The organism is Mesorhizobium temperatum (assembly GCF_002284575.1).
GTDB classification, from domain to species: Bacteria; Pseudomonadota; Alphaproteobacteria; order Rhizobiales; family Rhizobiaceae; genus Mesorhizobium; species Mesorhizobium temperatum.
The window spans coordinates 292284-313697 of the sequence record NZ_NPKJ01000060.1; the positions used below are offsets into that span (position 1 = coordinate 292284).

At 64.0% G+C, this 21414-nt stretch carries 23 protein-coding genes and 1 tRNA gene; 16 read left to right on the forward strand and 8 right to left on the reverse strand.

The annotated features are described in order from the left end of the window. Nucleotides 1–2: 2 nt before the first annotated feature. From CIT26_RS22900 to CIT26_RS22910, 3 genes are read left to right on the forward strand one after another with little or no spacing between them, the layout of a single operon-like run. Entirely contained in the window at nucleotides 3–635 is a 633-nt protein-coding gene (locus CIT26_RS22900; RefSeq protein WP_095494656.1) for a precorrin-8X methylmutase, read from the forward strand. Further along, nucleotides 632–1390 (forward strand): precorrin-2 C(20)-methyltransferase, encoded by a 759-nt coding sequence (locus CIT26_RS22905; RefSeq protein ID WP_095494657.1) that lies wholly within the window; start codon nucleotides 632–634, stop codon nucleotides 1388–1390. Before CIT26_RS22900 ends, CIT26_RS22905 begins: the two co-directional genes overlap by 4 nt. Continuing rightward, nucleotides 1387–2151 (forward strand): precorrin-3B C(17)-methyltransferase, encoded by a 765-nt coding sequence (locus tag CIT26_RS22910; RefSeq protein WP_095494658.1) that lies wholly within the window; start codon nucleotides 1387–1389, stop codon nucleotides 2149–2151. The genes CIT26_RS22905 and CIT26_RS22910 overlap by 4 nt, the downstream gene beginning before the upstream one ends. Here the strand turns inward: CIT26_RS22910 and CIT26_RS22915 are convergent. Beyond that, nucleotides 2115–2897 (reverse strand): cobalt-precorrin-6A reductase, encoded by a 783-nt coding sequence (locus CIT26_RS22915; RefSeq protein WP_095494659.1) that lies wholly within the window; start codon nucleotides 2895–2897, stop codon nucleotides 2115–2117. The genes CIT26_RS22910 and CIT26_RS22915 overlap by 37 nt on opposite strands. 1 nt (nucleotide 2898) lies before the next feature. Between CIT26_RS22915 and cbiE the strand changes: the two genes are divergently transcribed. From cbiE to cobT, 7 genes are all read left to right on the forward strand, one after another. Beyond that, nucleotides 2899–4143, forward strand: coding sequence for a precorrin-6y C5,15-methyltransferase (decarboxylating) subunit CbiE (gene cbiE, locus CIT26_RS22920; protein ID WP_095494660.1), 1245 nt, complete (start codon nucleotides 2899–2901; stop codon nucleotides 4141–4143). Further along, nucleotides 4140–4526 (forward strand): cobalamin biosynthesis protein, encoded by a 387-nt coding sequence (locus CIT26_RS22925; protein WP_095494661.1) that lies wholly within the window; start codon nucleotides 4140–4142, stop codon nucleotides 4524–4526. The genes cbiE and CIT26_RS22925 overlap by 4 nt, the downstream gene beginning before the upstream one ends. Next, nucleotides 4523–5287: a precorrin-4 C(11)-methyltransferase gene (gene cobM / locus CIT26_RS22930; RefSeq protein WP_095494662.1), complete on the forward strand. Its 765-nt coding sequence runs from the start codon at nucleotides 4523–4525 to the stop codon at nucleotides 5285–5287. The genes CIT26_RS22925 and cobM overlap by 4 nt, the downstream gene beginning before the upstream one ends. Then, complete coding sequence (gene cobA / locus CIT26_RS22935; protein WP_095494663.1) at nucleotides 5284–6096, forward strand: uroporphyrinogen-III C-methyltransferase; 813 nt, start codon at nucleotides 5284–5286, stop codon at nucleotides 6094–6096. The genes cobM and cobA overlap by 4 nt, the downstream gene beginning before the upstream one ends. A gap of 2 nt (nucleotides 6097–6098) precedes the next feature. Then, entirely contained in the window at nucleotides 6099–7409 is a 1311-nt protein-coding gene (locus CIT26_RS22940; protein WP_095494664.1) for a cobyrinic acid a,c-diamide synthase CobB, read from the forward strand. Nucleotides 7410–7472: 63 nt separating this feature from the next. Beyond that, nucleotides 7473–8252, forward strand: a complete 780-nt coding sequence (locus CIT26_RS22945) for an adenosylcobinamide-GDP ribazoletransferase (RefSeq protein WP_095494665.1) — start codon at nucleotides 7473–7475, stop codon at nucleotides 8250–8252. Nucleotides 8253–8276: 24 nt separating this feature from the next. After that, on the forward strand, nucleotides 8277–9287 hold the full coding sequence (cobT, locus tag CIT26_RS22950) for a nicotinate-nucleotide--dimethylbenzimidazole phosphoribosyltransferase (RefSeq protein ID WP_095494666.1): 1011 nt from the start codon (nucleotides 8277–8279) through the stop codon (nucleotides 9285–9287). A 117-nt stretch (nucleotides 9288–9404) separates the two neighbouring features. Here cobT and CIT26_RS22955 read toward each other — a convergent pair. Together CIT26_RS22955 and CIT26_RS22960 are read right to left on the reverse strand one after the other, a co-directional pair. Beyond that, nucleotides 9405–9480: transfer RNA gene (locus tag CIT26_RS22955), tRNA-Lys, on the reverse strand. Nucleotides 9481–9585: 105 nt separating this feature from the next. Continuing rightward, the gene (locus tag CIT26_RS22960; RefSeq protein WP_095494667.1) at nucleotides 9586–10497 is read right to left on the reverse strand and encodes a PhzF family phenazine biosynthesis protein; all 912 of its coding nucleotides are present in this window, start codon (nucleotides 10495–10497) and stop codon (nucleotides 9586–9588) included. A 111-nt stretch (nucleotides 10498–10608) separates the two neighbouring features. Here CIT26_RS22960 and CIT26_RS22965 point away from each other — a divergent pair, with 111 nt between their 5' ends. The 4 genes from CIT26_RS22965 (at nucleotide 10609) to CIT26_RS22980 (ending at nucleotide 14190) form a co-directional block, all read left to right on the forward strand. After that, a complete protein-coding gene (locus CIT26_RS22965) occupies nucleotides 10609–11901 on the forward strand; it encodes an efflux RND transporter periplasmic adaptor subunit (protein ID WP_095494668.1) in 1293 nt (430 codons plus the stop codon). 4 nt (nucleotides 11902–11905) lie between these two features. Continuing rightward, entirely contained in the window at nucleotides 11906–12610 is a 705-nt protein-coding gene (locus CIT26_RS22970) for an ABC transporter ATP-binding protein (RefSeq protein ID WP_425350371.1), read from the forward strand. Between the two features lie 2 nt (nucleotides 12611–12612). Continuing rightward, the gene (locus CIT26_RS22975) at nucleotides 12613–13830 is read left to right on the forward strand and encodes an ABC transporter permease (RefSeq protein ID WP_095494669.1); all 1218 of its coding nucleotides are present in this window, start codon (nucleotides 12613–12615) and stop codon (nucleotides 13828–13830) included. 123 nt (nucleotides 13831–13953) lie between these two features. Continuing rightward, nucleotides 13954–14190, forward strand: a complete 237-nt coding sequence (locus CIT26_RS22980) for a hypothetical protein (protein WP_095494670.1) — start codon at nucleotides 13954–13956, stop codon at nucleotides 14188–14190. A 99-nt stretch (nucleotides 14191–14289) separates the two neighbouring features. Here the strand turns inward: CIT26_RS22980 and CIT26_RS22985 are convergent, their stop codons facing one another. Together CIT26_RS22985 and CIT26_RS22990 are read right to left on the reverse strand one after the other, a co-directional pair. After that, on the reverse strand, nucleotides 14290–15006 hold the full coding sequence (locus CIT26_RS22985) for a hypothetical protein (protein ID WP_095494671.1): 717 nt from the start codon (nucleotides 15004–15006) through the stop codon (nucleotides 14290–14292). A gap of 12 nt (nucleotides 15007–15018) precedes the next feature. Then, nucleotides 15019–16131 (reverse strand): endonuclease/exonuclease/phosphatase family protein, encoded by a 1113-nt coding sequence (locus tag CIT26_RS22990; RefSeq protein ID WP_095494672.1) that lies wholly within the window; start codon nucleotides 16129–16131, stop codon nucleotides 15019–15021. 164 nt (nucleotides 16132–16295) lie between these two features. Here CIT26_RS22990 and CIT26_RS22995 point away from each other — a divergent pair, with 164 nt between their 5' ends. Next, entirely contained in the window at nucleotides 16296–16907 is a 612-nt protein-coding gene (locus CIT26_RS22995; RefSeq protein WP_095494673.1) for a BA14K family protein, read from the forward strand. A gap of 181 nt (nucleotides 16908–17088) precedes the next feature. Continuing rightward, nucleotides 17089–17373 carry a PilZ domain-containing protein gene (locus CIT26_RS23000; RefSeq protein ID WP_095494674.1) on the forward strand — a complete coding sequence of 95 codons (285 nt, stop codon included), beginning with the start codon at nucleotides 17089–17091 and terminating at the stop codon, nucleotides 17371–17373. A gap of 301 nt (nucleotides 17374–17674) precedes the next feature. On the opposite strand, the gene CIT26_RS23005 is transcribed toward CIT26_RS23000, so the two are convergent. From CIT26_RS23005 to CIT26_RS23015, 3 genes are all read right to left on the reverse strand, one after another. Further along, the gene (locus tag CIT26_RS23005; RefSeq protein WP_245319525.1) at nucleotides 17675–18145 is read right to left on the reverse strand and encodes a GNAT family N-acetyltransferase; all 471 of its coding nucleotides are present in this window, start codon (nucleotides 18143–18145) and stop codon (nucleotides 17675–17677) included. 89 nt (nucleotides 18146–18234) lie between these two features. Continuing rightward, nucleotides 18235–19971: an adenylate/guanylate cyclase domain-containing protein gene (locus CIT26_RS23010; RefSeq protein WP_095494804.1), complete on the reverse strand. Its 1737-nt coding sequence runs from the start codon at nucleotides 19969–19971 to the stop codon at nucleotides 18235–18237. A gap of 262 nt (nucleotides 19972–20233) precedes the next feature. Further along, on the reverse strand, nucleotides 20234–21217 hold the full coding sequence (locus CIT26_RS23015; protein ID WP_245319526.1) for a DUF3592 domain-containing protein: 984 nt from the start codon (nucleotides 21215–21217) through the stop codon (nucleotides 20234–20236). Nucleotides 21218–21414 lie beyond the last annotated feature (197 nt).

The following is a 21414-nucleotide window of genomic DNA, read 5'->3' on the forward strand; positions in this document are numbered from 1 at the left end:
ACATGCCCGCCTATGACTACATCCATGACGGCACGGCGATCTATGAGCGCTCCTTCGCCATCATTCGTGCCGAGGCCGACCTGTCGCGCTTTTCCGATGCCGAAGCCGATGTCGCCATCCGCATGATTCATGCCTGCGGACAGGTCGAGGCTGCCGGGCATTTCGTTTTTTCGGAGGATTTTGTTGCCGCCGCGCGCACGGCGCTGGCGGCCGGCGCGCCGATCTTCTGCGACGCCGAGATGGTCTCGCACGGCGTCACCCGCGCGCGGCTGCCGGCCGGTAACGAGGTTATCTGCACGCTGCGCGACCCACGAACCGCTGACATCGCGAAAAGGATCGGCAACACTCGCTCCGCTGCAGCCATTGACCTGTGGGGCGAGCGTATGGCGGGTTCGGTCGTCGCCATCGGCAATGCGCCGACCGCACTTTTCTACCTGCTGGAAAGGCTGCGCGACGGCGCGCCGAAACCGGCTGTTATCATCGGCATGCCGGTCGGTTTCGTCGGCGCGGCCGAATCGAAGGGCGCGCTGGCCGAGAATTCCTATGGCGTGCCCTACGCGATCGTGCGCGGCAGATTGGGCGGAAGCGCCATGACCGCCGCAGCACTCAACGCACTGGCGAGGCCGGGTCTGTGAACGCGATTGCAAAAGGCAGGCTTGTCGGCGTCGGCACCGGTCCTGGCGACCCCGAGCTGCTGACGCTCAAGGCCGTGCGCGCGCTGGCCGAGGCCGACGTGGTCGCGCATTTCGCCAAGCGCGGCAACAACAGCAATGCGCGCGCCATCGTCGGCGCGCATTTTCGTCCCGATTTGATTGAATTGCCGCTGCTCTATCCCGTGACCACCGAAATCGACAAGGATCACAGCGATTACCGGTCGCAGATAACAGATTTCTACGAGGAGTCGGCCGAGAAGGTCGCCGAGCACCTCAGTGCCGGCAGGATGGTCGCGGTGCTTTCGGAAGGCGACCCGCTTTTCTACGGCTCCTACATGCACCTGCATGTCAGGCTGGCGCATCGCTTCCCAACCGAAGTCATTCCCGGGGTCACCGCCATGTCCGGCTGCTGGTCGGCGACCGGAACGCCGATCGTCCAGGGCGACGATGTATTGACCGTGCTGCCGGGCACAATGAGCGAATTCGAGCTGACGCGCCGCCTCGCCGACACCGATGCAGCCGTCATCATGAAGGTCGGCCGCAACCTGCCCAAGATCAGGCGAGCGCTGGAAGCGACCGACAAGCTGGCGCGCGCCGTCTATGTCGAGCGCGGCACCATGTCGGGCGGCGTCTCGATGCGGCTGGCCGACAAGCAGGACGACAAGGCGCCCTACTTCGCCATCGTGCTGGTCGCCGGCTGGTCAGGCCGGCCCGCCGCATTGGGGGCCGAAGCATGAGCGGCCGCCTGACCGTCATTGGCCTTGGGCCCGGCAATGCCGACCAGGTGACGCCGGAGGCAAGCCGCGCCGTCGCCGAGGCAAAATTCTTCTACGGCTACAAGCCGTATCTCGACCGGCTCGATCTGCGCCCCGACCAGACCCGCGTCGCCTCGGACAATCGCGAGGAGCTGTCCCGCGCCAAGGACGCGCTGGTAAAGGCTGCGCAGGGCCACGATGTCGCCGTCGTCTCGGGCGGCGACCCCGGCGTCTTTGCCATGGCGGCAGCCGTCTGCGAGGCGATCGAGGCCGGCCCGGCCGAATGGCGCGCCGTTGAGGTTGCGATGCTGCCGGGCATCACCGCAATGCTCGCGGTCGCTGCCCGCATCGGCGCACCACTCGGCCATGATTTCTGCGCCATCTCGTTGTCCGACAATCTAAAACCCTGGGACCTGATCGAGCTGCGGCTGCTGGCGGCGGCGGGCGCCGGCTTCGTCATCGCGCTCTACAATCCGATCAGCAAGGCTCGCCCCTGGCAGCTTGGCCGCGCCTTCGAATGCCTCACGGCGATCCTGCCCGGCACCACGCCGGTCGTCTTCGGCCGTGCCGCCGGCCGCCCCGACGAGCGCATCGAGGTTTTTCTGCTGGCGGACGCCGATGCGGAAAAGGCTGACATGGCGACCTGCATCATCATCGGCTCGCCAGAAACCAGGATCATCAAGCGCGGTGAAAAACCGGCGCTGGTCTACACGCCGCGTTCGGCAGCGGGCCCAAGAAAATGACTGGCCAGAAAATGATCGACCATTTCGGCAAGCGCTTCGACAGTCTCAGCCGACGCAACGTCCGGCAAGGCCGGCCTGCGGATCATGACCACCTCGATGCCGAGTGCCCGCGCAGCGGCAATCTTGCCGTAGGTCGCCTCGCCGCCGCTGTTCTTGGAAACGACGACATCGATTCGGTATTCTTGGAGCAGCGCGCGTTCGTCCGGCTCCCGGAACGGCCCGCGCGCCAAGAGATAGGTCGCATTGGGCACCGCCAGCTTCGGCTCGACCGGATCGACACTGCGGATAAGATAATGATGTTGGGGTGCGGCCTCAAAGGCGGCGACCTCCTGCCGTCCGAGCGCCAGGAAGACGCGGCGTGGAGCCGATCCCAGCGCCGTCACCGCGCTGGCAACACGGGCGACCTGCGTCCACCGGTCACCTTCGACAGGCCCCCAGCCTGGGCGCCTCAGCGCAACGATCGGCACACCGGCCTCATGCGCCGCTTCAGCCGCATTGGCGGAGATTTGCGCCGCATAGGGATGCGTGGCGTCGACCAGCAGGTCAATGTGGTTCTCGCGGAGATACGCCGCCAGCCCATCAGCACCACCGAAACCACCCGTACGAGTGGGCACGTCTTGCGCGACGGGATTTTCGGTGCGGCCGGCCAGCGACAGCGTGATCGAAATATCCGTGCGCGCGGAAAGCCTTCCAGCCAATTGCCGGGCTTCGATGGTTCCGCCGAGGATCAGAATGCGGTTGGTCATCATGCCTGCTGAAACTCAATCGCGCGCCGCCTGGCTCACGCAAAAATGGCTAACAATCGTCGGCATCGGCGAGGACGGTGTAGCGGGTCTCGGCGATGAGGCCAAGCGGTTGATCGCCGACGCCGAATTCGTCTTCGGCGGCACGCGTCACCTTGCCCTCGTCGCGTCGCTCATCAAAGGTGAAGCACATCCTTGGCCGGCCCCTTTCGATCCCGAGATGCGCGACGTGCTGGCGCTTTCCGGCAGGCGAGTCTGCGTGCTGGCCTCGGGCGATCCTTTCTTCCACGGTGTCGGCGTCACCCTTGCTCGCAAGATTCCTTCCCAGGAGATGCAGGTGATTCCTGCCCCTTCGGCCATGTCACTGGCCGCCGCCCGCCTCGGCTGGGCGCTGCAGGATATCGAGACCATTTCGCTGCACGGCCGCTCGCTCGACCTGATCCGGCCACTGCTGCATCCGGGCACCCGCATCCTTGCGCTGACCTCGGACGGCGATGCACCAGCAGCGATTGCGCGCCTGCTGATCGAACTCGACTTCGGCGCTTCGCGGCTGACAATCCTGGAGGCCCTGGGCGGCCCAAACGAAAAGCTGCGGTCGACTCGAGCCGATGCTTTCGACCTCATAAAGATCAATCCGCTCAACGTGCTGGCGATCGAAGTTGACTCAACTTCAGAAGCGCGCATCTTGCCGCTGACATCAGGTCTTGCCGATCATCTGTTCGAACATGACGGCCAGATCACCAAGCGCGAGATCCGCGCCATTACCCTGTCCGCCCTCGCCCCCAGGCGCGGCGAATTGCTGTGGGATATCGGCGCCGGCTCGGGTTCGATTGGCATCGAATGGATGCTGGCCCATCCCACGATGCGCGCCATTGCCATCGAGGCCGATCCAACCCGCGCCGCCCGCATCCATCGCAATGCTTCACATTGCGGCGTGCCCGGCCTTGTCGTGGTCGAAGGTTCGGCACCAAAGGCGCTTGCCAAGCTAGGCACGCCCGATGCGATCTTCATCGGCGGCGGCGGCAGCGATACCGGCGTGCTGGGCGCGGCGATCAAGGCCCTGCGCGTTGGCGGCCGGCTGGCCGCCAACGCGGTGACGCTGGAGATGGAGGCGCTGCTTCTAGCCCGTCACGCCGCGCTCGGCGGCGATCTCACCCGTATCGCGATATCGCGTGTGGCGCCCGTCGGCTCGATGCAGGCTTGGCGGCCGGCGATGCCGGTCACCCAATGGAGCTGGGTCAAACCATGATGGTCGCAGGCATCGGCAGTCGCAAGGGCGTCAGCGCAAGGGATGTGCTTGCCGCCATAGAAACCGCTCTGGAAACGCATGGGCTGGCGATGACGGCGCTTTCGGCGATCGCAACTGCTTCTCTGAAGCAGGACGAGCAGGCAATCTTTTCTGCGGGGCGCGAACTCGCCCTGCCAGTGATCATTGTCGAGGACGATGCGCTCAGGGCCGCGTCTTCGCGCGCAATCAGCCGCTCGAGCCTGTCGCAGGAACATGCCGGCACGCCGTCGGTTTCCGAAGCCTCCGCGCTTGCCGCCGCCGGAAAAGGCGCGAAACTGCTTGGGCCGCGAACCGTGCTCGGCCCGGTCACCTGCGCCATCGCCATCAGCGGAGATGCGGCATGACCGTCAACTTCATCGGCGCCGGACCGGGCGCGGCCGACCTCATCACCTTGCGCGGCAGCCGGCTGCTGGCAAGCTGCCCGATCTGCCTCTATGCCGGCTCGATCGTCTCGCCGGAGCTGTTGCAGCACTGCGCCCCCGGTACGAAATTGATCGACACGGCGCCGATGTCGCTCGACGAGATCGAAGCGGAATATGTGGCGGCCCACCAGGCCGGCCACGATGTCTCCCGCCTGCATTCCGGCGACCTGTCAGTGTGGAGCGCTGTCGCCGAGCAGATCCGCCGGCTGGAGAAGCACGGCATCGCCTATACGCTGACGCCGGGCGTGCCCTCCTTCGCTGCTGCCGCGGCAGCGCTTCGCCGCGAGCTTACCATTCCCGAAGTCGCGCAAAGTCTGGTGCTGACCCGCATATCCGGCCGCGCCTCGAAAATGCCGCTCGGCGAAACCCTCGCCGGCTTCGGCCGCACCGGCGCGACGCTCGCCATTCATCTTGCCATCCAAGCCATCGATCGTGTTGTCGCCGAGCTGACACCGTTCTATGGCGCCGACTGCCCGGTGGCAGTCGTCTTCCGTGCCTCCTGGCCGGACGAGCGCGTGCTGACCGGCACGCTGGCGACCATCGAGGCGCAATTGGCCGCCGATCCGATGGAGCGCACGGCTATCATCTTCGTCGGCCGCTCGCTGGCAGCGGAAGGCTTTGGCGAGAGTTCACTTTACGACGCCCATTACCAGCGGCGTTTTCGCGGACGGGACGGATTGTGAACGACGGAACCGGAAACAACAGCGGAAACGCCACAATCGAACAGGCTTTGGCCCGGCTCAACTTCAAGCCGCGCCAGCTGGAGCCGGGCCATGTCTGGCTGGCCGGCGCCGGCCCCAGCGATCCCGGCTGCCTGACGCTGGAAGTATTGGCCGCGCTTGGGCAGTGCGATGCGCTCGTCTACGACGCGCTGGTATCGCCCGATATCGTCGCTGTCGCCGAGGCCGCGGAGCTGTTCTACGCCGGCAAGCGCGGCGGCCAGCCATCGATGAAGCAGGACGACATCACCGCTCTGCTGGTTCGGCTGGCGCGAGAAGGCCGCCGCGTCGTCAGGCTGAAGGGTGGCGACCCCTATATTTTCGGTCGCGGCGGCGAAGAGGCGCTTGCGCTCGCCCGCGAAAACATCCCGTTCCGCGTCCTGTCCGGCCTGACTTCGGGCCTCAGCGCGCTTGCCGGTGCCGGCATCCCGGCCACCATGCGCGGCATCAACAAGGCGGTGATCCTGGCCACCGGCCACGCCGCCGGCACCGATGACGACCTCGACTGGGCAGCAATCGCCCGCACCGGCCAGCCGGTCGTCGTCTATATGGGCATGGCCAATCTGCCGCTGATATCAGCCACGCTGCTCGAGGGCGGCCTGCCGCCTTCCACGCCTGCTGCAGTGATCGTCGCCGCGACGACGCCGCAGGAGCGTATCGTCGTCGCCACGCTCGCCACCATCGCCGAGGAAGCGGCTGCCGCCGGCCTTGCCGCGCCGGCGCTGATCGTCGTCGGCGGCATCGTCGCGATGCGCGCGGCATTGGCGGGCTAGCCATGACCCGCGCGATCATCATCGGCGCGCCGCGCTCGGGCTCGGGCAAGACCAGCGTCACAATCGGTATCCTGCGCGCGCTCGCCAGGCGCGGCCTGAAAGTGCGCGGCGCCAAGTCGGGCCCCGACTATATCGATCCCGGCTTCCACACCGCCGCGACAGGCCTTTCCGGTGTCAATCTCGACAGCTGGGCGATGCCGCCTGCGCTGCTCAACGCGCTGGCAGGCGACGCAACTGAAGACGCCGATTTCATCTTCCTCGAAAGCGCGATGGGCTTGTTCGACGGAATTCCCGCTGCTCCGGGCCGCACCGGCTCGGCCGCAGATCTTGCCCGGCTCTACGGCCTGCCGGTGCTGCTGGTGCTCGATGTTTCCGGGCAGTCGACCACGGCGGCGGCCGTCGCCAAGGGTTTTGCTACATATGACCCCGATGTGCGCATGGCCGGCGTCGTGCTCAACCGGCTGGGCAGCGAGCGTCACCGCCGGCTTTGCAGCGACGCGATCGAAGCGCTCGATCTGCCAGTGGTCGGCGCGATCCTGCGCGATCCCTCGCTCAACCTGCCGGAGCGCCATCTCGGCCTCGTCCAGGCCGGCGAATATGAGAATTTGATGGTGCATCTCGACCGACTGGCCGACATGGTCGAACGCTCGCTCGACCTCGACGCCATTATGGCACTGGCGGCACCATTTGAACCTGCGCCGGGCAACTTCAGCGATGCGCTGCCACCGCCCGGCCAGCGCATCGCACTGGCCGAGGACGCTGCCTTCACCTTCCTCTATCCGCATGTCGCGGCGTATTGGCGCAAAGCCGGGGCGGAAATCGTCCCCTTTTCGCCGCTCGCCGACGAACCGCCCAGCGACAGTTGCGATGTCTGCTGGCTGCCCGGCGGCTATCCCGAGCTTCACGCCGGCCGGCTTGCGGCGGCTGCGAATTTCCGGGCCGGCATTGAGGCGTTTTCGGCAACGCGGCCGGTGCATGGCGAGTGCGGCGGCTTCATGGTGCTCGGCGAAGCGCTGGAGGACGTATCGGCAGAGACGCACAGGATGCTCGGGCTGCTCGGCCACTCGACCAGCTTTGCCAAGCGAAAGATGAATCTCGGTTACCGCGAGGCGCGGCTGCGCGCCGATTGCCCGCTTGGAGCCCAAGGCGCGCTGATCCGCGGCCACGAATTCCACTATGCGCAGATGAGCGCGACTGGCAATGACGAGCCATTGGCCGACCTCGCTGACGGCCAGGGCAATCCGCTCGGCGCCTCCGGTTACCGCCGCGGCCATGTCAGCGGCACGTTCTTCCATGCCATTGCGAGAGGCTAGAGCATGATCCCGAACCGGAGGTCCGCGTCAGCGAAAAGTGGGAACCGGTTTTCGGAATAGATCATGCTCAAACTCAAGGACATGCCCCCTTCGCCCCGCCAAGCGCTCGATGACATCGCGCTCTGCTTCGTCTTCTTCACGCGGTTGCCGCTGCCGGTCGTCGATTTCCGGGACCGCACCCTTGCTGCCGCGATCTGGGCAGCGCCGGTCGCCGGCCTCGCCGTCGCTCTGATTGGCGCCTTGGTTTACGCGATCGTGACCTGGCTCGGCCTTGCATCTGGCCCGGCAGCGGCACTTGCCCTTGCCGCGACCTTGCTCGCCACCGGCTGCATGCATGAGGACGGACTTTCGGATGTCGCCGACGGTTTTGGCGGCGGCAAGACACGCGACAAAAAACTGGAGATCATGCGCGACAGCCGCATCGGCGCCTATGGCGCCTGCGCGCTCGCTCTGTCGCTGCTGATCCGCTGGAGCTTGCTTTCGGAATTCGCCAGCCCGGCGCAGGTTCTCGCCGCTCTCATTGCCGCGCATGCCGGTTCGCGCGGCCTGCTCGCCGCTTTCATGCATCTGTTGCCGCCGGCGCGCAGCGACGGTCTCTCGGTTGACGCAGGCACCGTGTCGGCCGAAACCGCCATTGCCGGTGCCGTGCTCGGCGCCGTCGCGCTGCTGGCGCTAGGGTTCGGTGGCGCGGTCGCCGCGCTCATCCTGCTTGGCCTGTTGTTTGCCGCCTTCCGTATGCTGTGCCTCAGCCAGATCGGCGGCCAGACCGGCGACACGGTCGGCGCGCTGCAGCAGTTTGGCGAGATCGCAATCCTGCTCGTCGCTTCCGTTCACCTTTCCTGACTCTGTTTCGGAGACTTTGCCCCCATGCCTTTCAAATCGCTTGATGAATTGCGCGCGGCCTGCCTCGACCTGGCTGCCGGCAGCGACGCCGCGGCAAATGCAGTCGCCCGCCGTCAGGACACGCTGACCAAGCCGCAAGGCAGCCTCGGCCGGCTGGAAACCATAGCGGCTTGGCTTGCTCGCTGGCAGGGCCGCGACATGCCGCAGCTCGACCGCGTCAAAGTCTTCGTCTTTGCCGGCAACCACGGCATTACCGCGCAGGGCGTGTCGGCCTTCCCGTCAGAGGTCACCGTGCAGATGGTGGCGAATTTCGCCGGCGGCGGTGCCGCGATCAACCAGCTGGCCCGCATCGCCGGCGCCGAACTCGACGTCATTCCACTCGACCTCGACCGTCCGACCGGCGACTTCACGCAAGAGCCGGCGATGGACGACGAGGCGTTCCTCGCCGCCGTCTCGGCCGGCTACGGCGCCGTGATGAAAGACCTCGACCTCGTCTGTTTCGGCGAAATGGGCATCGGCAACACCACGCCGGCGGCAGCCATTTCAGCCGCCCTTTTCGGCGGCGGCGCGGAAAAATGGACCGGGCGCGGCACCGGCGTCGACGATGCCGGCCTGGTGCGCAAGATCACCGCCATCGAGGCCGGTCTCAATCGCCACGCCGAGGCCCTTGCCGACCCGCTGAAGATCGCAGCGGCCCTTGGCGGGCGCGAACTCGCCGCCATTTTCGGTGCGACGCTGGCCGCGCGCCATCACGGCGTGCCAGTGCTGCTCGACGGCTTCGTCTGCACCGCCGCCGCCGCACCGCTGGCAAGATTGCACCCCGCCGGCCTCGCCCACACGCTTGCCGCCCATGTCTCTGCCGAATCCGGCCATCGCCGGCTGCTCGAAGCCCTCGGCCTGCCGCCGCTGCTCGACCTCGGCATGCGGCTCGGCGAAGGCTCCGGCGCCTGCCTTGCCGTCAATGTCGTTCGCTCGGCGCTCGAATGCCATGCCCGCATGGCAAGTTTTGCTGAGGCCGGCGTGTCGGAGAAGTAAATGCTCGCAAACTCATGAGAGGCGACACGGCTCGATACAGGGGCGTGAGACGGCATTTATCGTCTCACGTTCTCACCCTGTTCCAGGGAACTTTCCCACCTAAGTCTTTGAAATCTTTGGTGGGTGCGACAGGGATCGAACCTGTGACCCGCTGATTAAGAGTCAGCTGCTCTACCAACTGAGCTACGCACCCACTCGCCGGTAAAACCAGCGTCGGCGGGCATATAGCCGCCGCCATCCGCCATGTCCAGCCCTGCCGGATTCATTTCCCGACAAATCGCTGAAGTGCCGCACATCGTCAGACAAACAGCTTGCCTTCCGCCACCTTGACCGCATGGCCGCCGATGCGGGCGGCGGCGAGTTTGCCGCCTTCGACATTCAGTTCGAGGCGAATGCGCGAAGGCCGGCCCATCTCCAGCCCTTGCTCGATCCACAATCGCGAGACCCCGTCTCGCGGGCCGTCGAAATGCATGATCGCGCCGGCGAAGGCGGCCGCCGCCGAACCGGTCGCTGGATCTTCATAGGAAGGATTGCCCGGCACGAGCATGCGGACATGGAAGGCGCTGTGGTGGTTCACCGTCTCGCGGCAGTAGACATACGGGCTGGCGAAGGCCCATTCGCTCTTGCGGGGTGCCAATTCCGACCACGCCTGGTTGTCCAGCCTTATCCGGGCCGCCGCCTCAAGGTCGGCGACGGGAACGGTCACATAAGGCACGCCGGCCGACCAGAACGAGACGCGGTGATTCTCGAAGCCGACTTCGTGTGGCCCCAGCCCAAGTGCCGCGCCGATCGCCTCCGGGTCAGCGACAAGTTCCAGTGGCTCCGGCAGTTTGGCTAGGTCGAACTCGGCAAAGGTGGCGCCATCGTGCTTGCTGACGGCGCAGCGCACCGGGCCGATATTCTCCTCCAGGACGAAGATGCCGGCGGTGTCGCCATCGCCAGCCATTTCGGCAAGCGCGATCGCGGAACCGACAGTCGGATGGCCAGCGAACGGCATCTCATAATCGGGCGTGAAGATGCGGATGCGGGCGCGGTGCTTGGGATTACTAGGCGGCAGCACGAAAACGGTTTCCGAGAGGTTGAACTCGCGTGCGGTGGCCTGCATCGCGGCCGTGTCCAGCCCCTTGCTATCAAGTACGACGGCCAGCGGATTGCCGGCCAGCCGCTCCGTGGTGAACACGTCGTAAAGTAAGTAATTCCGGGTCAGCATTGTAGAAAGCCTTTGCCTCAATCCCAACATGGGCGAAATTTAATTTGATATTTGAACCATTAGGCCTGATCTGTGCCCTGATGGGGTCATCACTGTTTATAGGGGTCCGGCGTGGACCAGATTGTCAATCTGCCAAAGACGGAATCCACTTCCGACATAGAGACGGCACTCGGGCTTGACCACCTGGGTCTGAAGAAGACACGCCGTCGCGGCGGGCTTTATGGCCTGCTTGTGCTGGTCGTCATCGCCGCAAGCCTCGCCGGCTACCAGTGGTATGCCGGGTCTCCAGCCAAGATCGACTATACCACGGCGCCGGCCGCTGTCGCCGACCTCACGGTTGAAGTATCGGCCACCGGCACGCTGCAGCCCCTCACCCAGGTCGACATTTCGAGCGAACTGTCCGGCGTCGTCCGCTCGGTCGCGGTCAACGAGAACCAGCAGGTGAAGAAGGGCGATGTGCTGGCGGCGCTCGACACCGCCAAGCTGGAGGTGCAGATCGAGCGCGCCGAGGCTTCCGCCAAGGCGGCGGCCGCCAATGTCGAGACCGCCACCGTAACCCTCACCGAAAACGAAAAGGCGCTTGTGCGCGCGGCGGCGCTCACCAAGCGCGGCATGGCGACGGACCAGTCGCTTGAAGCGGCGACAGCGACGCGCGACCGCTCCAAGGCAACGCTCGACAGCGCCAAGGCCAATCTTGCCATCGCCAATGCCGATCTCAAGGCGCAGCAGACGGACTTTGCCAAGAGCACCATCTATGCGCCCATCGACGGCATCGTGCTGACGCGCTCGGTCGATCCCGGCCAGACGGTTGCCTCCTCGCTGCAGGCGCCGGTGCTGTTCGTCATTGCCGCCGACCTCAGAAACATGGAGTTGAAGGCAGCGGTCGACGAGGCCGACATCGGCGCGGTCAAGCCCGGCCAGCATGCGCGCTTCACTGTCGACGCCTTTCCGGAACGGCCGTTCGATGCCGAGATCCGCGACATTTCCTACGCTTCGGTCACCACCGACGGCGTCGTCACCTACGACGCGCGGTTCGAGGTCGACAATAACGAGCTTCTGTTGCGGCCCGGCATGACTGCCACCGTTTCGGTCGTCACCAGGCAGGCAAAAAGCGTGCTCACCGTACCGTCGACGGCTTTCCGTTACCGGCCGGCGCAAACAGCCGCCCGCAGGTGGAGCCTGAGCGACCTGTTCACGGGCCGTATGGGCCGCCCAGGCGGCAACCGCCAGCGCCAGGCGACGGCGCAGCCCACCGACGGCTCGCGCACGCTCTACGTGCTGGAGAATGGCCGGCCCCGGCCGGTCAACGTCAAGATCGGCTCCACCGACGGCGAACTGACCGAGATCACCTCCGGTCTCGCAGAAGGTGCGCAAGTCATCACCGCAGCGCAGCAGCGGAGCTGAGATCATGTCAGGCTCGCTGCTCATCACCTTCGACAAGGTCTGGAAAAGCTATGGCCAGGGCGAAGCAACGGTCCATGCGCTGGCTGGCGTCGACCTTGCTATCCGCCACGGCGAATTCGTGGCCATCATGGGCCCGTCCGGTTCAGGCAAGTCGACGGCGATGAACATCATCGGTTGCCTCGACACGCCGACGGCCGGAACCTACAGCTTCATGGGCATCGACGCCGGTCGTCTCGACCGCAACCGCCGCGCCATGCTGCGCAATCTCTATGTCGGCTTCGTCTTCCAGGGCTACAATCTCCTGCCGCGCACCACGGCGGTGGAGAATGTCGAACTGCCGCTGATCTATCGCGGCGTCGCCGCCCGCGAGCGTCATGACCTCGCCATGAAAGCGCTGGCCGAGGTCGGCCTTGTCGGCCGCGAGCACCACACGCCGGCCGAGCTTTCCGGCGGCCAGCAGCAGCGCGTGGCGATCGCACGCGCCATCGTCACCAGGCCGACACTGCTCGTCGCCGACGAGCCGACCGGCAATCTCGACACCGCACGCACGCATGAGATCATGGAACTCCTGACGCGGCTGAACACCGAGCTTGGCCTCACCATCGCGATGGTCACCCACGAGGCCGACGTCGCCGGCTACGCCGAGCGCACAATTCGCTTCCTCGACGGCCACGTCGCCTCCGACGCCATGAACCTTGAGGTGGTGTAACCGTGATCTGGGAAACCGTCCGCCTCTCGCTGCTTTCGGTCCGCCGCAACGTGCTCCGCTCGTTCCTGACGCTGCTCGGCATCGTCATCGGTGTCGCCGCCGTCATCGCCATGCTCACCATCGGCTCGGGCACCACCGAAAAGGTCAAGGCCGATATCTCCAAGCTCGGCAGCAATTTGCTCGTTGTTCGTCCCGGCCGCCCTGCCGGACCCGGCGGACCGGGAGGGCTCGACCAGGCCACACGTCCGCTCGGCAGCAAGGAACTTGCCGCGCTCGTCACCCATCTGAGCGGCGCCCGCGCCATTTCGCCCGCCTCGCAAAAGCAGGTCCGCGTCATCTTCGGCACGGAAAGCCTGACGTCGGGTGTCACCGGCACCGACAGCGCGTATCTCGACGCGCGCGACTGGAAGCTGGTTTCGGGCCGCCCGTTCAGTGATTCGGAAATCCGCTCGGGCACCGGCGTTTGCCTGATCGGCGAGACCGTGCGCCTGCAATTCTTCGGCGCCGGCGACCCCGAAGGCGAGATCATCCGCGTCAACCGCACCTCGTGCAGGATCATCGGCTTGCTCGAGCCGAAGGGTTATACCGGCTTCGGTCAGGACCAGGACAATGTCGTGCTGATGCCGCTCGCCGCCTATCAGCGGCGCATTGCAGGCAACCGCGACATCGACTCGATCTACGTCGCCGCCGACGACAGGACGCCGACCACTGAGCTGCTGCCACGCGTCGAGGACATTTTGCGCGACACGCGCCGCATCACGCCCGACCGCGAGAACGATTTCTCGATCCGCGACATGACCCAGATCGCCGACGCCATGGCCAGCGCCACCACGACGATGACCGGCATGCTGGGTGCGGTCGCCGGCGTCAGTCTGCTCGTCGGCGGTATCGGCATCATGAACATCATGCTGGTGTCGGTCACCGAGCGCACCCGCGAGATCGGCATCCGGCTGGCCATCGGCGCGCATGAAAACCACATCCTCATCCAGTTCCTGGTCGAGGCGACCGTGCTGTCGCTGCTTGGCGGCATCATCGGCATCCTGATCGGCCTAGCGCTGGCCGGCCTCGCCTCGCTGACGCTGGCCATCCCGTTCGCGCCAAGCCCGGCGGTGATCCTGCTCGCTGTCGGCTTCTCGGCGCTGATCGGCATGGTGTTCGGTTTCTTCCCGGCCCTGCGCGGCGCGCGGCTCGATCCGATCGACGCACTGAGGCATGAATAGCGCTGCGGAGCGTGCGCCGCCTTCAGACGTCCCCGAAATTTTTGACGCTGCCCTCACCCTGCCCTCTGTCGCGAAACAATCCGCGGTGATAGCAATCGCCTGGGGATAAGGGGGAATAGTGGGATGAGCAAGAAAGAGCGCGTGGTTTTGGTGACGGTGATCATCGAGGCCGCATTGGCGGGCCTTTGGTGGTACTTGGCCAGCATGGCCAATCCCGATCATGTCACCGCCGATTTCCAGCAGGTTGTCGGTCAGACGATGGGAACGGCGATGGGTGCGCTGCTGGCTATCGGCGTTATGCTGTTCTTCGTCGCCGCGCGCAACGATCGCAAAACCATCGAAGACAAAATGCGTCGTTAGAGCGACGTGCGTCCACTTGGACGCACAAGGCACATTCTAACACTTTGAATCTGCGCATCGTGCTTTCCGAAAATCGGTTCCGATTTTCGGGCCGATGCGTTAGTCCTTGTCGGCAAAATGCCACTCGATCAGTGGCTGCATGTGCGGCATCAGCCCGTCCGGCAGGTCGTCGGGATTGCGGATGATGACAGGCCCGTCGATTTCCGGCTCTGCCTCGGCGGCGACAAAGGCACTGATGCGCTGCGCGACCTCGTCGGCGGATGCCGTCTCGCGATAGCGGCGAAAGATCACCGTGCCGGTTGCCGTCGACAGGGCATAGTAGCGCCTACCGCGTGTCGCGCCGGCAAGGTCGAGGCCGGTTTCTTCCCGCACCTCGCGGATCATGTTGAAGTCGACATCGACAAGGCCGTCGCGGAAATCGGTCGGCTCGAACGAGCCGGCGGCGAAGTAGACGCGGCCGGCGTTGACCGTGTGCCGCGCCATGCGGATCGCCACCAGCGCATTGTCGCCGGCAACCAGCATGGCATGGGCATAGGCGTGCTCGGCCCCAGCCACATGGCGATTGCCGCGCCAAAGCATGAAGGTCGAGTAGCGCACCGCATGGCAGCGGCCGACCAGGCTGTTGTCGCGATAACTGAGCGCCGAAAGCAGCACCACGGTGCCGTCGAACAGCGCCGGGTTGGCCACGGTCTCGCGCCGCCAATTCTCGGCGATCGCTTGCGCATTATCGCGTTCGAACGGATGCGGGCCGGGGTCGAGCCTGACGTCGACGGCGTCGACCGGCAGGATGATGTTGCGCGGCAGGTCGAAGCTCAATGAAACCGATCCTCAGGCCATGTCCAGGGTGATCGACACCGGACAATGATCCGACGCCTTCGGCCGGTCCCAGCCGGCGCGCGGAAAGCGGTCCACCTCCTGGCCCGCCGGAAAGATCGTGCGCCAGGGCTGGCCGTTGCGGATGATGTCGGGAACGGCGGTCGCATTCTTGGCTGCCAGTGCCTTCGACAACAGGATGTAGTCGAGTTGGCACAGATGCCGCTCTTGCGGTCCGCGCGTATGGTATAAGGTCCAACGGTCCATCTCCGGGCGCCGCTCGACCGCATTCTCGCAAAAGCCGCCGGCGGTGAGCACGTTGATGCAGGACTGGCTCTCATCGATCACCTCGAAGCGGTATCCGTCAAAGGCGTCGCCGGAGATCTTCACGCGCTGCCGGTAATCGTTCATGTCGCCGCAGATCACCCAGCTTTTGTCGGCGGCGTGATCCCCACCGAAACGCTCCTCGATGATCTGGCGCACCGCTTGCGCCTCGGCGATGCGCAGCGGCATTGTCGCCTGGCGCCCGTCGAGACCGTTGCGGGGCGAGCCCATCGACTTGAAGTGCACCAGATAGAGCGTCAGCGGCACGCCACCGACGGTCAGGTCGATTTCCAGGCAGTCGCGCCGGAAGATGCGCTGGTTGGCCTGATGCCCAAGCGCTGCCAGTTCCGGCGTGTGCAGGCCGAACTGCTCGAACGTGACATAGGCGTGGCTTGTCATGCGCACGAATTCGATCGGCTGGTCCTGCGCGGTCTCGTTGCGCATCATCACGGCGACGTCGATGCCGCGCGAATCATTGCCGGCGGTGGTGTATTTCTGGCGGTAGCCATGTCCGACCATCTTGAACAGATAGCCGTATTCGAAAGCCTTCAGCGCCTCGATATTGTCGACCTCCTGCATGCATATGATGTCGGCGCGGGTGGCCGCGATGGCCAGTGCCGTCAGCTGGCGCGTATCGTCGGATAGCGCGATCGCCCGCGCCTGTTCCAGCATTTTGTACTCGGCCTCGCTCTGGATGTCGAAAAGCGCCAGCGTGCGATCTTCGTTGAGCTGGTTGCGGTATCCGGAAAAATCGAACCTGTTCATCAGGTTTTCGACATTGAAGGTGGCGAGGCGCAGCGACATGGCGGTGACCTTTGCCCGCAAGCGCGTCCGAAAACAAGGGCATAGCGCTAACGCCTGTATGGTTGACGGAACCTTTTTGTTCATCTTCCGTTCAGACGCAAAATTCTACTATGGGGTTCTTCCTCGGAGTGGTGGGCGTGGGGCCTGTTTCTTCGGAGAGTGCAATGAAATCGCTCCTGTATTCCTCAGTCAGATCCGGGGTGATAACCTTGGGTCTTTTGGCGGGTATGGCGGCTCCGTCACTGGCTGGCCCGATCATCCAACCGGACCTGCCGGTGCCGGCCAATGCCATTGCGCCTGAGTTTGTGCCGGTCCGCGAGAGTTGGGCCGGGGGCAACGACAGGCAATTGGACGAGTGGCGTTGGCGCCGGCATGGCGATGCCTTCAAATGGCGCGGTCGTCACGACGCCTTCAAATGGCGCGGTCGTCACGACGACTTCAGATGGCGCGGCCGCCACGAAGCCCGGAGATGGCATCACGACGACGGCTGGCGCTGGCGCCACCGTCGTCATCATCGCCGTCATTTCAATGATTCCGCGATCTTTTTCGGCCTGGGCCTAGGGTTGCCGGCATACCACTATTACAACAACTACAACTACTACGACTACTACGACTACTATGTGCCGCCGGCACCGCGCCGCTATTACCGCACGCAAAGGCTTTCAAGCGCCCATGTCCAATGGTGCTATGATCGCTACCGGTCGTATCGCGCCTGGGATAACACGTTCCAGCCTCATTACGGCCCGCGCAGGCAGTGCATTTCGCCCTATAGTTGAGTAGCACCGCCTGACGAATGTCTGTGGCGCCGCGCATTGCGGCGCCATTTTTGTCTCTGACCTTTTCTCTGGGCCGCTGAGTTCGCGCACAACGATCGAAGCTAACGCTATGTTTATCAGGCAGGCTTATAGAACGTGCTGATCGTACCGCTCCCTAAGCGGCGATCGCCGGGATTGTGTGATGGCCGAGAACGAACACCGAGAAAAGCACAGGCAGCGCGTCTTTAAGGGCGCGACGATCCTGACCGGCGTTACCAATTCCGAGGTCACATGCACGGTGCGCAACATGCATGACGGCGGCGCCGAACTGAAGGTCCCGATCGACGCACGCGTGCCCGACCAATTCCTGCTCTATGTGCCGACCGACGGCATCGCCTACAAGGCAGTGGTCCGCTGGCGCCGCGAGGACCGCATCGGCATCATGTTCACCGGCACCGAGCCAAAGCCCCACTGGCATTACGGCTAAATCCCCTGAACGGCGCCCTCTAAGCAGTCGACGAAGTGAAAGCCTGACGCTTGGTACCCGACGCGTAGGGCAGCTCAGGGTGGAATGCCACCGTTCGACTCGCCCTTCAGAACAAGATATGAGCGCCATCTCCGGACACTCGCGAACACCGCCACGAAGGTCCGACTCGACCGGGAGCGGAAGCTCAGGCGAACTTTGGAGCACTGTTATAGTTCGAGATGGCTTGTTGAAGCTCCAACATCCTCCTGACCTGGACGAGAGCAACTACCAGCAGCGGGCGGATTGCCCTTTGAGCCCTAGCTCAGAGCGTCTTGCTCATCATCAGGATCGGCACCGGAGCGCCGCCACGGTCCTCGAAGAATTTCCCGGCGGGGTGATAGCCGCAGGCTCGATACAGCGGCTCACCTGCCATGGTTGCTGCCAGTTCGACACGAGCAAAGCCTTCGGTCATGGCTGCATTTTCACAAAGCGAAAGGATCAGACGACCGACACCGCGTCGGACAAAGGCCGGATGTGTATACATGGCTCTGACACGCGCCGCGTCCTTGGCGGGGTCAAGCAACGCCGCGTTACGCCCGGGCGACTGATCCCCACCGTACATGGTCGCGCGCCGGCTCCAGCCCCCGCAACCTGCCAGGACGCCATCGTGCTCCACGACGAAATAGGTGCCGTCATCGACAAGCTGCGTGTCCAGCCCCATAATTGAACGGCTGGATCGGATCTGGGCGTCGTCAAGAAAGGGCTTCTGGAGTTCGGCGATCGCCGCATCCATAAGCACGGTGATGGCCGCGAGATCCTCGCGTCGCGCGATCCGGTGCCGCAAGTCTCCGTTGGCCATGTCAAGGCGGCCCCGCCAACCGTTCATTCTGGCAGCCCGGCCATGCGATAGCCCTCCACAAAATGCCGCCGCACGCTTTCATCGCGGAAAGGTTGCGAGGCGGACCAATGCCGGATTGTGAAATTCGGATTGCTCATCATGAACATCTGTGCCTCCCGGCGCGCCTCCTCAAGACGCCCGAGTTGTGCCAGGCTCGCCGCAAGGATGCGGCGCGATGTTGTGCGATAGGTTTCGGGCCTGCGAAGTGTCTGGACCGCGGACTCGTAGTCGCGAAGTGCATATTGGGCCTGCCCCAACATCCAGTAATACCAACCAGGTGGGTGCGGATTGAGCCGGAGCGCCTTACGCACGTGTTCGAGGGCATCGGCCGGTTGGCCCTTCAGCGTAATCAGATCCGAGCGCATGGCCCATGCGTCTGCATAGTTGGGATCCAGTTTCACGGTAGCATCGAACTCAGCATCCGATTCCGCCCAGCGACGTTCATGTCCGAGGATGATGCCCAATACCCAGTGGTTCCCGGCATCGTTAGGATCGAGCGTCACGGCCTGTTGTGCTTCCGCCAACGCTCTTGCCCGATTGGGATCCATCGGCTCGTCCCAGAACTCCCAGCCCAACCAAAGGTTCAGCGCCAACCAGCGGTGCGCCTCGGCATATTCCGGATCAAGTGCGATCGCCGCTTCCAGCAGGAAAATGGCCTCTTTCGCGGCGAGTGCCGTTTGCAAGCCCAATGCCCGCGCACGTACACAGAGATCATAAGCCTCCAGGTTAGCAGGTCTATTGCGCGCTGGTTGGGTCGTCAAACGGCCGGCTAAGGCCTCGACGATCTTGCCCGTCACCTCGTCCTGGACGGCGAAAATATCCTCCAAGCTGCGGTCGAACCGTTCGGCCCACAGGTGGTCCCCTCCGATTGAGTCGATCAATTGGGCGTTGATGCGAACTCGTCCCGCAGCCCGCCGGGCGCTACCCTCCAGGAGATAGCGCACACCGAGCTCGCGAGCGATGCGGCGCACGTCCACATGCCTACCTTTGTAAGCAAAGACAGAGTTGCTGGCGATGACAAACAATCCGCTGGTTCTCGATAGGTCCGTGATCAGGTCTTCGGTCAGGCCATCGACAAACGCCTCCTGTTCCGGGTCGTTGCTCATGTTTGTGAACGGAAGGACGGCGATGGAAGGCTTGGCGGGCAATGTCAGTGGGGCCTTCTCCGCCGGGCCATCATGCTCCGGAATGCTCGATGCATCGATGCGATAAACGGCCACCGGCTCGGCGATGTTCTTGATCGCTTGCGGGCCAAGTTCGTCGAAACTGAAATCGAGCTTGCGTTTAACCTGGTCGTAGACGCTGCCAGAGATGCAGATGTCTCCCGGCCCGGCTATTGCCTGAAGCCGCACGGCGACAATCACGCCATCACCGAAAAGGTCGCCGCCTTCGACAACGACATCACCCAGATTAATCCCGATGCGTAGGACAATGTGACGGTCGTCAGCGCGACCTTGGTTCGCGGCGATCATCCCCTTCTGGAATTCGACTGCGCAAGTCACGGCGTTCACCGCACTGGCGAACTCGACCAGAACGCCGTCACCCATCACCTTTACGATACGGCCATGATGCTCGCGGACGAGTGGCTCCAGGATTCCCCTGCGCCGCTCCTTTAAAGTGGCCAGGGTGCCCTGCTCGTCCAGTTCCATTAGCCGACTGTAGCCAACCACATCGGCAGCCATTATGGCTGCAAGACGGCGTTGGGCGCGTTCTTCGGCCATTTTGCATTTGCTTTCATAGAAAGCAGGGCATCGGATTGTATTGACGCCCATTTCAAAAGTCTATCGGACTGGACTTCGAAACTGGTTTGCCAGCATCTAAATTGGGTGAGCCAATGGCCGATTTCCCACCCGATCTGGTCGTTCATCGGCCCCAATTAGAACGTCACAGAAGGGTCATGGGCGCGAGTCGATTATGCGCAAACGAATTTCCGCAATGGTGAAGTTCGTGCAGTCCACCGGTACCAAGTGTCAGACTTCACTACTAGAATACCCCGACGAGCAGTGCGGCCCCGGCAAGGAAGACAGAGGCGGAGACCCACAGGAGCCAAAGTCCCCGCACCCTACAGTCGAGAACGGCCGCAGCGGGATTGGCGGGATCGTAGTGGACCTCGACCTTGTCGCCCTGGAGGTAGCGCTGCGATTGACCGCTGACGAGGCCTGGCAGCGAGGTCGTCAGGTTCGAGCCGAAAGCGACGCGGTCGGCGGCATAGCGCTGGCCGGCGACGCTATAGCTGTAGACGACGCGGGATTTGAAGACCGTGCGCCAAGGCCGGTATCCACCGCCGCCCTCGAAGCTGTCGCGGATCTGGAATTTCTGCAGGCCCGAAGCGTCGATGTGTCCCGTGGCGACAGGCCATCTGGCTGCCTGTTCCGCGAGCGACTTCTGGGCAAAGCCCATGCGCAGGGTAAACAGTCCCATGACAAGTAGCAGGGCCCCCGCGCCGAGGTTCTGCGGCTTGGGCAAATGCGGCCCGATCGCCTCCAGGACACCGCCGACGGAGAACACCAACACCGTGGCGCCAATCACCAGCCCCGCCGAAAGCTGGATCATGAACTTGAGGGCGCCGTCGGGCATGGTGCGCTCAATCACGGCCTTGGCCGGATCGGACGGGTCGTAGAAAACGGTTACGTCGGCTCCCTTGGGAAACCGCGCAAGAGTTTCGGCAACGGCAAAATTTCCGACATTCTCCTGCACGCTATATCGCGAACTGCGGAACATTTTCCCGCCGGCCTTGTACTCGAAGGTGATCACCGGGAAACTTCGCGTCTCGGTTGAACCTCTGCGTTGCGAGCCGGATCCCGGACTGGTCACCTCGCGGGCTTCCGCTCGTGACGAGAGGATCTTTCCGGGTGCCGGAAGCCAGCGGCTGACCGCCCTCACCTCTCTCCATTTCAACAGCGTAGCAACGGTCAGCATGCCGGCGACCACGCAGGCGAACCCGACCAACAGAAGTTTGAGTTCCAAATCTGCCCCCTCGGCAACGCATGCCTGCGCATGCATACCACGACGGCGAGCATACCGCGTCTGTTCAAAGACCGGCGAGATCACACGGTCTTTGATTTAAAAAAACCGGCGGAGCGCTCCGCCGGTTTTTCTCGTGCATTGATAAAATTGTTAATTAATTCTTGGCCTTGTCGACCAATTTGTTCTTCGAAATCTCC